General features: G+C 72.3%; 15 protein-coding genes. 14 read left to right on the forward strand and 1 reads right to left on the reverse strand.

The features are described from left to right. The first annotated feature begins 41 nt into the window (after positions 1-41). From thrS to KDN32_RS07890, 3 genes are read left to right on the forward strand one after another with little or no spacing between them, the layout of a single operon-like run. Positions 42-2,027, forward strand: coding sequence for a threonine--tRNA ligase (gene thrS / locus KDN32_RS07880; RefSeq protein ID WP_211731467.1), 1,986 nt, complete (start codon positions 42-44; stop codon positions 2,025-2,027). A gap of 17 nt (positions 2,028-2,044) precedes the next feature. Beyond that, entirely contained in the window at positions 2,045-3,214 is a 1,170-nt protein-coding gene (locus KDN32_RS07885; protein WP_211731468.1) for a MalY/PatB family protein, read from the forward strand. A gap of 16 nt (positions 3,215-3,230) precedes the next feature. Continuing rightward, the gene (locus tag KDN32_RS07890; RefSeq protein ID WP_211731469.1) at positions 3,231-4,097 is read left to right on the forward strand and encodes an LLM class F420-dependent oxidoreductase; all 867 of its coding nucleotides are present in this window, start codon (positions 3,231-3,233) and stop codon (positions 4,095-4,097) included. Positions 4,098-4,116: 19 nt separating this feature from the next. Here KDN32_RS07890 and KDN32_RS07895 read toward each other — a convergent pair whose 3' ends face one another. Continuing rightward, positions 4,117-4,593, reverse strand: a complete 477-nt coding sequence (locus tag KDN32_RS07895; RefSeq protein ID WP_211731470.1) for a GNAT family N-acetyltransferase — start codon at positions 4,591-4,593, stop codon at positions 4,117-4,119. Between the two features lie 22 nt (positions 4,594-4,615). On the opposite strand from KDN32_RS07895, the gene KDN32_RS07900 reads away from it, so the two are divergent. The 11 genes from KDN32_RS07900 (at position 4,616) to KDN32_RS07950 (ending at position 12,256) form a co-directional block, all read left to right on the forward strand. Further along, positions 4,616-5,131, forward strand: coding sequence for an HIT family protein (locus KDN32_RS07900; protein ID WP_211731471.1), 516 nt, complete (start codon positions 4,616-4,618; stop codon positions 5,129-5,131). After that, positions 5,128-5,901, forward strand: a complete 774-nt coding sequence (locus KDN32_RS07905; RefSeq protein WP_211731472.1) for an inositol monophosphatase family protein — start codon at positions 5,128-5,130, stop codon at positions 5,899-5,901. Before KDN32_RS07900 ends, KDN32_RS07905 begins: the two co-directional genes overlap by 4 nt. A gap of 9 nt (positions 5,902-5,910) precedes the next feature. Next, on the forward strand, positions 5,911-6,534 hold the full coding sequence (pgsA, locus tag KDN32_RS07910) for a phosphatidylinositol phosphate synthase (protein WP_211731473.1): 624 nt from the start codon (positions 5,911-5,913) through the stop codon (positions 6,532-6,534). Positions 6,535-6,576: 42 nt separating this feature from the next. Then, positions 6,577-7,497 carry a pyridoxal 5'-phosphate synthase lyase subunit PdxS gene (pdxS, locus tag KDN32_RS07915; protein WP_211731474.1) on the forward strand — a complete coding sequence of 307 codons (921 nt, stop codon included), beginning with the start codon at positions 6,577-6,579 and terminating at the stop codon, positions 7,495-7,497. Further along, complete coding sequence (gene pdxT, locus KDN32_RS07920; protein ID WP_211731475.1) at positions 7,491-8,093, forward strand: pyridoxal 5'-phosphate synthase glutaminase subunit PdxT; 603 nt, start codon at positions 7,491-7,493, stop codon at positions 8,091-8,093. The genes pdxS and pdxT overlap by 7 nt, the downstream gene beginning before the upstream one ends. A gap of 36 nt (positions 8,094-8,129) precedes the next feature. Further along, positions 8,130-8,903 carry a YebC/PmpR family DNA-binding transcriptional regulator gene (locus tag KDN32_RS07925; protein ID WP_211731476.1) on the forward strand — a complete coding sequence of 258 codons (774 nt, stop codon included), beginning with the start codon at positions 8,130-8,132 and terminating at the stop codon, positions 8,901-8,903. A 164-nt stretch (positions 8,904-9,067) separates the two neighbouring features. Further along, the gene (gene ruvC, locus KDN32_RS07930; RefSeq protein WP_211731477.1) at positions 9,068-9,655 is read left to right on the forward strand and encodes a crossover junction endodeoxyribonuclease RuvC; all 588 of its coding nucleotides are present in this window, start codon (positions 9,068-9,070) and stop codon (positions 9,653-9,655) included. Further along, the gene (gene ruvA / locus KDN32_RS07935; protein ID WP_211731478.1) at positions 9,652-10,251 is read left to right on the forward strand and encodes a Holliday junction branch migration protein RuvA; all 600 of its coding nucleotides are present in this window, start codon (positions 9,652-9,654) and stop codon (positions 10,249-10,251) included. Before ruvC ends, ruvA begins: the two co-directional genes overlap by 4 nt. 58 nt (positions 10,252-10,309) lie before the next feature. Continuing rightward, on the forward strand, positions 10,310-11,341 hold the full coding sequence (ruvB, locus tag KDN32_RS07940) for a Holliday junction branch migration DNA helicase RuvB (protein WP_211732432.1): 1,032 nt from the start codon (positions 10,310-10,312) through the stop codon (positions 11,339-11,341). Between the two features lie 80 nt (positions 11,342-11,421). Next, a complete protein-coding gene (gene yajC / locus KDN32_RS07945) occupies positions 11,422-11,715 on the forward strand; it encodes a preprotein translocase subunit YajC (RefSeq protein WP_211731479.1) in 294 nt (97 codons plus the stop codon). Further along, the gene (locus KDN32_RS07950) at positions 11,708-12,256 is read left to right on the forward strand and encodes an adenine phosphoribosyltransferase (protein WP_211731480.1); all 549 of its coding nucleotides are present in this window, start codon (positions 11,708-11,710) and stop codon (positions 12,254-12,256) included. The genes yajC and KDN32_RS07950 overlap by 8 nt, the downstream gene beginning before the upstream one ends. Positions 12,257-12,279: the final 23 nt, after the last annotated feature.

Consider the following 12,279-nt stretch of genomic DNA (forward strand, 5'->3'; position numbering starts at 1 on the left):
AGCATCGCCGGGACATCCGTCCCGTCCCCAGAGGAGCTCTCGTGTCCGACATCCAGGTCGTCCGCATCCACGCCGATCAGCGTGCGGAGACCACGGTCACGACGGGCACCAGGGCGTGGGAGCTGTTCCGCGACGACGCCGACGTCGTCGCCGCGCGCGTCGCGGGCCAGCTCAAGGACCTGTCCTACGAGCTCGCCGCCGGCGACGAGGTCGAGGCCGTGACCATCGACAGCGTCGACGGGCGCGACATCCTGCGCCACTCCACCGCCCACGTGATGGCGCAGGCCGTCCAGCAGATCTGGCCCGAGGCCAAGCTCGGCATCGGCCCGCCGATCGAGAACGGCTTCTACTACGACTTCGACGTCGAGACCCCGTTCGTGCCCGAGGACCTCGTGAAGATCGAGTCCGCGATGCGCAAGATCATCAAGGAGAACCAGCGCTTCGAGCGCCGGGTCACCACCGACGCCGACGCGCTCGACGAGCTGAAGGACGAGCCCTACAAGATCGAGCTGATCGGACTCAAGGGCGGCGCCGGCGCGGCCGACACCGAGGGCGCGAGCGTCGAGGTCGGTGCCGGCGAGCTGACCATCTACGACAACATCGGCCGCAGCGGCGAGGCCAAGTGGTCCGACCTGTGCCGCGGCCCGCACTTGCCGACCACCAAGCGGATCCCGGCGTTCAAGCTCATGCGCAGCGCCGCGGCGTACTGGCGCGGCGACGAGAAGAACAAGCAGCTCCAGCGCATCTACGGCACCGCGTGGGAGTCGAAGGAGGCGCTCGAGGCGCACCTCGAGCGGATCGCCGAGGCCGAGAAGCGCGACCACCGCAAGCTCGGCCGCGACCTCGACCTGTTCTCGTTCCCCGACGAGATCGGCTCCGGCCTGCCGGTCTTCCACCCGCGCGGTGGCGTCATCAAGCGCGAGATGGAGGACTACGTCCGCCGCCGGCACATCGAGGAGGGCTTCGACTACGTCGGCACCCCCCACATCTCCAAGGAAGGGACCTTCCACCTCTCGGGACACCTGCCCTACTACAAGGACACGATGTTCCCGCCGATGGAGTTCGAGGGCGCGGACTACTACCTCAAGGCCATGAACTGCCCGATGCACAACCTGATCTACCGCTCGCGCGGTCGGTCCTACCGCGAGCTGCCGCTGCGGCTCTTCGAGTTCGGGCACGTCTACCGCTACGAGAAGTCCGGCGTCATCCATGGCCTCACCCGCGTGCGCGGCTTCGCCCAGGACGACTCCCACTCCTACGTCACCGAGGAGCAGGCGCCCGGCGAGATCAAGCACCTGCTCGACTTCGTCCTCGGGCTGCTGCGTGACTTCGGGCTCGACGACTTCTACCTCGAGCTCTCGACCCGCGACGACTCCAAGCCCGACAAGTTCGTCGGCTCGGAGGAGCAGTGGACCAACGCCACCGAGGTGCTGCGCGTCGCGTGCGAGGAGTCCGGCCTCGAGCTCGTCCCCGACCCGGGCGGCGCCGCGTTCTACGGCCCGAAGGTGTCGGTGCAGGCCAAGGACGCCATCGGCCGCACCTGGCAGATGTCGACCATCCAGTACGACTTCAACCAGCCGCAGGGCTTCGACCTGACCTACCAGGCCGCCGACGGCACCCGGAAGCAGCCGGTGATGATCCACTCGGCGAAGTTCGGGTCGATCGAGCGCTTCCTCGGCGTGCTCGTCGAGCACTACGCGGGCGCCTTCCCGCCCTGGCTCGCGCCGGTGCAGGTGCAGGCGATCCCCGTTGCCGACTTCGCCGCCGACTACCTGCACGACGTCGCGCGCCGGATGAAGGCCCAGGGCCTGCGGGTCGAGGTCGACGACTCCGACGACCGGATGCAGAAGAAGATCCGCAACGCGCAGCTGCAGAAGGTGCCGTTCATGGTCATCGCCGGCAACGACGACATCGAGGCGGGCGCGGTGTCCTTCCGCTACCGCGACGGTCGCCAGGACAACGGCGTGCCGATCGACGAGGCGATCCAGCGGGTCGCCGACGCGGTGGCGGCGCGCGAGCAGGTCTGAGCGTGTCGGTGGTCGAGGTGCGAGCGCAGCGAGCCGCGAGACCCCGCCGACCGGTCGTCGACCTCACCGACGAGGAGGCGCGCCGGGCGCTGCCGCTGAAGTGGGGGACCGTCCCCGACGACGTGATCCCGGCGTGGGTCGCCGAGATGGACTACGCGGTCGACCCGGTGGTGATGGACGCGGTCCGGGGCGCAATCGCCGACGGCGTCACCGGCTACCCCCTCGAGCGCGACCCCGCGCTCGGCGAGGCCTACGCCGGGTGGGCGTCACGCCACTTCGGCTGGGCGCCCGAGCCCGAGGCCGTACGCCCGGTCGTCGACGTGACGGCTGGCGTCCGGCTGGCCATCGACGTGCTGAGCGGGCCGCGGGGAGTGGTGTTCCCGACGCCCGGCTACAACGCCCAGCACGGTCTCGCCGGCATCACCGGGCGGCTCGAGCACCTCCTCGAGGTCCCGGCCTCCGCCGACCGGGCCGAGATCGACCTCGACCGGCTCGACCGGCTGTTCCGCGACGGGGCTCAGACGCTGCTGCTCACCCAGCCGCACAACCCGTGGGGCCGGGCGTTCACGCGCGCCGAGCTCGAGGGCGTCCGCGACGTCGTGCTGCGCCACGGCGCCCGCGTGGTCAGCGACGAGATCCACGCGCCGCTCGTGCTGCCCGGCGCCGAGCACGTCTCCTACCTCGCGATCGACGGCACCCACGACCACGCGGTCGCGGTGGTCGCCGCCTCCAAGGCGTTCAACACCGCCGGCCTGAAGTGCGCGCAGCTCGTCGTGCCCGACCCCGCCGCCCGGAGGCTCCTCGACGCCGAACCCATGTCGCGCAACGACTCGTGGTCGCCCCTCGGCGTCGTCGCCGCCCGTGCTGCCTACGACGACGGAGACCCGTGGCTCGCCTCCCTCGTCGAGCGCCTCGACCAGCAGCGCAGCCTGCTCGGCGAGCTGCTGGCGACCCACCTGCCAGAGGTGCGGATGCGCCCGCTCGAGGCGACGTACCTCGCCTGGCTCGACGCGTCGGCGTACGGGCACGACGACGCCGCGGCCGTCGCGCTCGAGCGCGGGAGGGTGAAGGTGTCCGACGGCGCGTCCTACGCCCCCGGCTCCACCGGCCACGTCCGGCTCAACATCGCCACCTCGCCGGAGCGCCTGACCCGCATCGTCGAGCGCCTCGCCACGGCCTGGACCTGAGCGCTAGCGTCGAGGCATGCAGCTCGGCGTCCACTACGCGAACTTCACCCACCCCGACTGGCAGGCCCGGCTCACGGAGCGGCTCACCGAGACCGCGCGGGTGGCCGACCAGGGCGGCATCGCCCAGCTCACCGTCATGGACCACTGGTTCCAGATGGAGCAGCTCGGCGGCCCCGAGCAGCCCATGCTCGAGGGCTACACGACCCTGGGCTACCTCGCCGCCGTGACGGAGCGGCTGCGCCTCGGCCTGCTCGTCACCGGCGTGACCTACCGCCACCCGGGGCTGCTCGCCAAGACCGTCACGACGCTCGACGTGCTCTCCGGCGGCCGGGCGATGCTGGGGATCGGCGCTGCCTGGTACGACCGTGAGCACGCGGGGCTCGGCGTGCCGTTCCCGCCGCTGAAGGTGCGCTACGAGTGGCTCGAGGAGACGCTCCAGGTCGCCCGCCGGATGTTCGCCGGCGACCGGACGCCCTACGAGGGCACGCACGTGCGGCTCGAGGAGCCGGTCAACGTCCCGCCGCCGGTGCGGGGACGGATCCCGATCCTCATCGGCGGGGGCGGGGAGAAGAAGACCCTGCGCCTGGTCGCGCAGTACGCCGATGCGTGCAACCTGTTCGGCGGGCCGCCCGAGGAGGTCCGGCACAAGCTCGAGGTGCTGCGCGGCCACTGCGACGACGTCGGCACCGACTACGACGCGATCGAGAAGACCATCATCGTGGGCGGCGACCCGGTCAGTGGCACCGACGACTACCTGGCCACGGCCGAGGCCTACGCCGCGCTCGGCGTCGACATGGTGGTCAGCGGGCCCGCCGGCGACGACCCGGTCGCGTGGACGACTGCGGTCGCCGAGCGGGTGGTCCCGCGGCTGGCGTCGCTGTAGCGAGGTCGCGTCCGCGCCGTCACAGCGCGCGGACGTACCTCCGGCACGGCGACACGTAGGTCTCGCCGCCGGCCGTGACCTCGTAGGGCAGGTCGCCCTCGTCGGTCCAGCCGTGCTTCTCGTAGAACCGGCGCGCCCGCGCGTTGCCGGCGACGACGGCCAGCCACGCGGCGTCGTGCCCGGCCGCCGCGACCCGCGCACACGCCTCGGCCAGCAGGTCGGCCGCCACGCCGGTGCCGCGTGCTGCGCGGGAGACGAAGACCTGCTCCACCTCGTCGCCCACCACCATCACGAACCCGAGGAGCGTGCCGTCGCCGGCGACCGCGACCACCGTGTCGCCGACCCGCGGCGGCGTGCGCTCGTGGAACGCCGCGAGGGTGCGGGCCGCGGTGAGCCCGTCCGGCACGTGCCCGGCGTGCCCGTCGTGCCACCCCTCGTGCCACAGGTCCGCCACCGGCGCCATGTCAGCGGGCTCGGCCGGTCGGATCGACGTCATGACCCCACCCTAGGATCGCGCCATGAGCGAGGAGACCCGCGGCGCCGGTCCCGACGGACTCGAGCGGATCTGGACGCCCCACCGGATGGCGTACGTCCGCAACGCCGTCGACGACGAGGGCTGCCCGTTCTGCGCCATCCCGTCACACCCCGACGAGGAGTCGCTGGTGGTCGCGCGGGGGGAGACGACGTACGCGGTGCTCAACCTGCACCCCTACAACCCCGGCCACCTGATGGTGCTGCCCTACCGCCACGTCGCCGACCTGACCGACCTCACCGACGACGAGGCCGGCGAGCTGATGACCATGACGCAGCAGGCGCTGCGGACGATCCGGTCGGTCAGCCGACCGCACTCCTTCAACGTCGGGCTCAACCTCGGGCGCTCGGCCGGCGGGTCGCTCGCCGACCACCTCCACCAGCACGTCGTGCCGCGCTGGACCGGCGACGCGAACTTCATCACCGTCGTGGGCGGCACCAAGACCGTCCCGCAGCTGCTCGAGGACACCCGCCGGCTGCTCGCCGAGGCGTGGCCGGCATGAGCGGGCACCCGCTGGCCGCCGACGCCGCGCTCGCGGCCGACCTGGTGCGCGAGGCCGCGCTGCTCGCCGCCCGGATCCGCTCCGAGGGCCTCGACGTGGAGCGCAAGACCAGCGGGTCGGACATCGTCACGCAGGCCGACACCGCGGCCGAGCGGCTGATCGTCCAGCAGCTCACCGCCGAGCGGCCCGACGACGCGATCGTGGGGGAGGAGGGCACCTCGCGCCCCGGGACCTCGGGCCGCACGTGGGTCATCGACCCCGTCGACGGGACCTACAACTTCTCCCGCGGCAGCGACTGGTGGTGCAGCGCGATCGCGCTGCGCGACGAGGACGACGTCCTGCTCGGCGCGGTGCACCACGCCGCCTCCCTGCGCACCTGGGTCGGCGGACCCGACCTGCCCAGCACGTGTGACGGCGTCCTCCTCGACCCGCTGCCGCAGACCGCCCGCGAGGCGCGGTGCGCGGTGACCTACCTCCACCCGCCGTTCTACAGCGGCGAGGTGGGCGTCGCGTTCGCCCGTGCGCTCGGGCAGGTCGGCACGCTGCGGATGCTCGGCTCCGGGACGATGGACTGCATGGCCATCGCCTCCGGCCAGTGGGACGTGCTGTTCCAGCACTCCGTCGCCGACTGGGACCGGCTGCCCGGCGCCGCGATCGTGCGCGGGGCGGGCGGGGAGTCGGTCGTGGTGCCGGCGGCCGGCGTCGACTGGACCGTGACCGGCGCGTCCGCGGCGGTGGCGGACGTCCGGGGAGCGCTGGCCGGCGGGTAGCCTGCCGCCGTGCTCGATCGGTTCAAGCAGTTCTGGCAGGGCGTGATGCTCGCGCCGTTCATCAACCTGTTCATCCGCCTCGGGGTGAGCCCCGACGTGGTGACGCTGGTCGGCACCCTCGGCGTCAGCTTCGGCGCGCTGTTCTTCTTCTCCCAGGGCTGGGTGTGGCAGGGCGTCCTGTTCATCACCGCCTTCGTCTTCAGCGACCTCGTCGACGGCGCGATGGCACGCAAGATCGGGCGCAAGGACGACTTCGGAGCCTTCCTCGACTCCACCCTCGACCGGGTCGCCGACGGTGCCCTGTTCGGCGGGCTGGCGCTCTACTTCGCCTGGCACACCGACAGCAGGCTCTACGTCGTCCTGTGCCTGGTGATCCTGGTGATGGGCGCGGTGACGTCGTACGCCCGGGCGAAGGCCGACCACCTCGGCTACGACGCCAAGGTCGGCATCGCCGAGCGTCCCGACCGGCTGGTCGGCATGCTCGTGCCGGCCTTCTTCGCCGACGTCCTCGACCTGCCCTGGCTGCTGTGGATCGCGCTGTGGGCGCTCGCCGTCGCGGCCACGGTGACCGTCGCCCAGCGGATCTGGGTGGTCCGGCGCCAGGCCCTCGCCCGGGCGGCCGCCCAGGCCTAGGCCGATTCATCCCTCCGGCTGGGCCAGCACTACCATCCAGCCATGGCTGAGCAGACCCCCCAGACTTCGGTCGAGACCCCCATCGAGCACGGCACCAGCCGCGTCAAGCGCGGCATGGCCGAGATGCTCAAGGGCGGCGTCATCATGGACGTCGTCACCCCCGACCAGGCCAAGATCGCCGAGGACGCCGGCGCCGTCGCCGTGATGGCCCTCGAGCGCGTGCCGGCCGACATCCGCGCCCAGGGCGGCGTGTCCCGGATGAGCGACCCGGACATGATCGACGGCATCATCGAGGCCGTCTCGATCCCGGTCATGGCGAAGGCGCGCATCGGCCACTTCGCCGAGGCGCAGGTCCTCCAGTCGCTCGGCGTCGACTACATCGACGAGTCCGAGGTGCTCACCCCGGCCGACTACACCAACCACATCGACAAGTGGAACTTCACCGTCCCCTTCGTCTGCGGTGCGACCAACCTCGGCGAGGCGCTGCGCCGCATCACCGAGGGCGCGGCGATGATCCGCTCCAAGGGCGAGGCCGGCACCGGTGACGTCTCCAACGCGGTCATGCACATGCGCACGATCGGCGGCGAGCTGCGCCGGCTCAGCAGCCTCTCGGAGGACGAGCTCTACGTCGCGGCCAAGGAGCTGCAGGCCCCCTACGAGCTGGTCAAGGAGGTCGCGGCCGCGGGCAAGCTCCCGGTCGTCCTCTTCACCGCCGGCGGCATCGCCACCCCGGCCGACGCGGCGATGATGATGCAGCTCGGCGCCGAGGGCGTGTTCGTGGGCTCCGGCATCTTCAAGTCCGGCAACCCGGCCCAGCGCGCCGAGGCGATCGTCAAGGCGACGACCTTCCACGACGACCCCGACGTCGTCGCGAAGGTCTCACGCGGCCTCGGCGAGGCGATGGTCGGCCTCAACGTCGACGAGATCCCGCAGCCGCACCGCCTCTCCGAGCGCGGTTGGTGACCCAGCCGACGATCGGCGTCCTCGCCCTCCAGGGCGACGTGCGCGAGCACCTGGCGGCCCTCCGGTCGCTGGGTGCCGAGCCGATCACGGTCCGTCGCCCCGCGGAGCTGGCGGCGTGCGACGGCCTCGTCGTGCCGGGCGGGGAGTCGACCACCATGATCAAGCTCGCGCGGATCTTCGACCTGCTCGAGCCGCTGCGCGCGGCCGTGCGCGGCGGCATGCCGGCGTTCGGCACGTGCGCCGGGATGATCATGCTGGCCGACCGGATCGAGGACGGCGCCACCGGCCAGGAGACCATCGGCGGACTGCACATCACGGTGCGGCGCAACGCCTTCGGTCGGCAGGTCGACTCCTTCGAGGAGGACCTGCACCTCGACGGGCTCGACGCCCCGGTGCGGGCGGTCTTCATCCGCGCGCCGTGGGTCGAGGCGGTCGACGACGACGTCGAGGTGCTGGCTCGGGTCGAGTCCGGGCCCGCCGCGGGTAGGATCGTGGCGGTCCGTCAAGGCCCCCTGATGGCGACCTCGTTCCACCCGGAGGTCGGCAGCGACGACCGGGTCCACGGCATGTTCGTGGACCTGGTGCGCTCGGCCTGACGACGTACACGAACCACGACAGAGACAGAGGTACTCATGTCCGGCCACTCCAAGTGGGCAACGACCAAGCACAAGAAGGCCGCGATCGACGCCAAGCGCGGCAAGCTCTTCGCCAAGCTGATCAAGAACATCGAGGTCGCGGCGAAGCAGGGCGGGGGAGACCCCGCGGGCAACCCGACCCTCTACGACGCCATCCAGAAGGCGAAGAAGAGCTCGGTCCCCAACAAGAACATCGACTCCGCGGTCAAGCGCGGCTCCGGTGCGGAGTCCGGCGGCGTCGACTACCAGGGCATCTCCTACGAGGTCTACGGCCCGCAGGGCGTGGCCTTCCTCGTCGAGTGCCTCACCGACAACAAGAACCGTGCCGCGATGGAGGTCCGCACCGCGGTCACCCGCAACGGCGGCACGATGGCCGATCCCGGCTCGGTGTCGCGGCTGTTCAACCGCAAGGGCGTCGTCGTCGTCCCGAAGTCCCAGGAGGGACGCGAGGTGACCGAGGACGACGTCCTCGAGGCCACCCTCGACGCGGGTGCCGAGGAGGTCAGCGACCTCGACGAGGCGTTCCAGGTCCAGAGCGAGGCCACCGACGTGGTCGCGGTCCGCACCGCGCTGCAGGAGGCCGGCATCGACTACGACTCCGCCGACGTCGAGTTCGTCGCCAGCCTGGAGATCCCGGTCGACGCCGACGGTGCCGGCAAGGTGATGCGCCTCGTCGACGCCCTCGAGGACCTCGACGACGTGCAGGACGTGTTCACCAACGTCGACATCCCCGCCGACGTGATGGCCGAGCTCGAGGCCGCCGACGCCTGACGTCTCGTACGCGCCTGGGCATAGCCACGACGGTGGAGCGCTGAGCCCGACCTACCGGCCTTGCGCTCCACTGTCGCACCGCCCGCCGGCACCACGTGTCCGGCCCTGTGCGCGTGTCCTGCCCGCGCTCCGCGCAGGCGCGGGATAGCGTGGCGCACGAACACATGTTCGGACGCCGACGGAGAGGGACCAGCGTGCGCGTGCTCGGCATCGACCCCGGCCTGACCCGGTGCGGCGTCGGCGTCGTCGACGGCAGCGTCGGACGACCGCTGTCGATGGTCGACGTCGGCGTCATCCGCACCAGCTCGGGCCTGCCGGTCGCCGAGCGGCTGGTGAGCATCGAGAAGGGCCTCGACGCCTGGATCGAGGAGCACCGACCCGACGCGGTGGCCGTGGAGCGGGTGTTCGCCCGCTCCGACTCCAGCACCATCATGGGCACCGCCCAGGCCAGCGGCATCGCGCTCGTGGTCGCGGCGCGCCGCGGGCTGCCGATCGCGATGCACACCCCCAGCGAGGTGAAGGCCGCGGTCTCGGGCAACGGCCGGGCCGACAAGGCGCAGGTGGGCGCGATGGTCGTCCGCATCCTCCGCCTGCCCGAGATGCCCAAGCCGGCCGACGCCGCCGACGCGCTGGCGCTGGCCATCACCCACGTCTGGCGCGGCTCGGCCAGCAACCGCCTCGAGGCGGCCGTGGCCCAGCAGAAGGCCCAGCTCATGGCACACCAGAAGAAGACACCAGCGAGGACCCGATGATCGCCTTCGTCCGCGGCGAGGTCGCCGCCGTCACGCTCACCAGTGCCGTCCTCGAGGTCGGCGGCGTCGGCCTCGAGCTGATGTGCACCCCCGGCACCCTCGCCACCCTGCGCGTGGGTCGCGAGGCGCGGCTGCCCACCAGCATGGTGGTGCGCGAGGACAGCCTCACGGTCTTCGGCTTCCTCGACGAGGACGAGAAGCAGGTGTTCGAGATCGCCCAGACCGCGTCAGGCGTCGGGCCCAAGGTCGCCCAGGCGATCGTCGCGGTGATGAGCCCCGACGACGTACGCCGGGCGATCGCGGCCGAGGACGTCAAGGCCTTGACCCGCGTGCCCGGGATCGGCCAGAAGGGCGCCCAGCGGATCATCCTCGAGCTCAAGGACCGGATCGGCCCGCCGACCGGCGGCGCGCACGCGGTGGCGGCGCCGCACGCGGGGGAGCCGTGGCGCGCGCAGGTCCAGCAGGGCCTCGTCGGCCTCGGCTGGTCGACCAAGGAGTCGGAGAAGGCGGTCGACGCCGTCGCCGACCAGGCCGGCGCCACCCCCGACGTCGGCGCGCTGCTGCGCGCGGCGCTGCGCACCCTGAGCAAGGCCTGACGTGAACTGGGACGACACCGACCTCGACGACGAGCTCTCCGGAGCCGAGCTCGCCCACCTGCAGCGCCTCACCGACGCGGAGGCCGACGGCGACGAGCGCGCGGTCGAGGCGGCGCTGCGGCCCAAGACCCTCGACGAGGTCGTCGGGCAGGCGCGGGTGCGCGACCAGCTCGGCCTGGTGCTCGAGGCGGCCCGGCGCCGCGGGCGGGCGCCCGACCACGTGCTGCTCTCCGGCCCTCCCGGTCTGGGCAAGACGACGCTCGCGATGATCATCGCCGCCGAGATGGGCACCCCGCTGCGGCTCACCAGCGGCCCCGCCATCACCCACGCCGGCGACCTCGCCGCGATCCTGTCGGGGCTCAACGAGGGCGACGTCCTCTTCGTCGACGAGATCCACCGGATGTCGCGCCCGGCCGAGGAGATGCTCTACATGGCCATGGAGGACTTCCGGGTCGACGTGGTCATCGGCAAGGGCCCGGGCGCCACCGCGATCCCGCTGGAGATCCCGCCCTTCACCCTGGTCGGCGCCACCACGCGCGCCGGCCTGCTGCCCGGGCCGCTGCGCGACCGGTTCGGCTTCACCGCCCACCTCGAGTTCTACGAGCCCGACGAGCTCGACCGGATCGTGCACCGCTCCGCGGGGCTGCTCGGCGTGCACCTCACCTCCGAGGGGTCCGGCGAGATCGCCTCCCGCTCCCGCGGCACCCCGCGCATCGCCAACCGGCTGCTGCGACGGGTGCGCGACTACGCCCAGGTGCGGGCCGACGGCGTCCTCTCGCTGCCGGTCGCGCGGGCCGCGCTCGACCTCTTCGAGGTCGACGAGTCCGGCCTCGACCGGCTCGACCGGGCGGTCCTCGACGTCCTCTGCCGGCGCTTCGGCGGCGGTCCGGTCGGCGTCTCGACGCTCGCGGTCGCCGTCGGTGAGGAGCGCGAGACGGTGGAGGAGGTCGCGGAGCCGTTCCTCGTGCGGATGGGCATGCTCGCCCGTACGCCCCGGGGACGGATCGCCACCCCGGCCGCGTGGCACCACCTCGGTCTGACGCCGCCCGCGCTCCCGACCGTCGACTCCACGCTCTTCGACGACGTGTGAGGCGAGCTGTGAGGCGGCGGGGGAGCGCCACGTAGACTCGCCGCGCTCACGCACCCCCGACCTCCCAGGAGATCCCACCCGTGAACGACCTCGCCGCCCTCCTGCCCCTGGTGGCCATCGTGGCCCTCTTCTGGTTCATGGTGATCCGCCCGCAGCAGCGCCGCCAGCGTGAGGTGGTCTCGCTGCAGAACAGCATCCAGGTCGGCCAGCGCGTGATGATGTCGTCCGGCGTCTTCGGCACCGTCGTCTCGCTCACCGACGACCGCGCCCGCCTCGAGATCGCCCCCGGCACCCAGATCGAGATCGCCCGCGCCGCGATCGCGAAGATCGACGAGCCGGTGATCGGCGAGCCCGGCGAGCCCGGCGATGCCTGACCGGCAGGCCGCCGCGGAGGCGCTGCGGCGCCTCACGGTCGACGTCGCGGACTGGCCCGAGCCTGGCGTGACGTTCAAGGACATCACCCCGGTGCTGGCCGACCACGACGCGTTCTCGGCCGTCATCGCCGCGCTCGCCGCCGCCGGTCGTGACGAGCACGGTGCCGTGGCGGTCGACAAGGTCGTCGGCATGGAGGCGCGCGGCTTCATCCTCGCCGCCCCGGTCGCGCTGGCCCTCGGCGTCGGCTTCGTGCCGGTGCGCAAGGCCGGCAAGCTGCCGCGCGAGACCCACGCCGTCTCCTACACCCTGGAGTACGGCGAGGCGACGCTCGAGCTGCACCGCGACGCGATCGCGCCCGGTGAGCGGGTGCTGCTGGTCGACGACGTGCTCGCCACCGGCGGCACCGTGGCCGCCACCCGGCGGCTCGTCGAGTCCTGCGGAGGAGTCGCCACGGCGGTGTCGGTGCTCATGGAGCTGGGCTTCCTCGACCCGCGCGCCACCACCGGCGACCTCCCGGTCGAGACCCTGCTGACCATCTGACAAGACGGCGGGGGCCGGACCCG

The sequence above is a fragment of the Nocardioides palaemonis genome (assembly GCF_018275325.1).
Lineage (GTDB): Bacteria > Actinomycetota > Actinomycetes > Propionibacteriales > Nocardioidaceae > Nocardioides > Nocardioides palaemonis.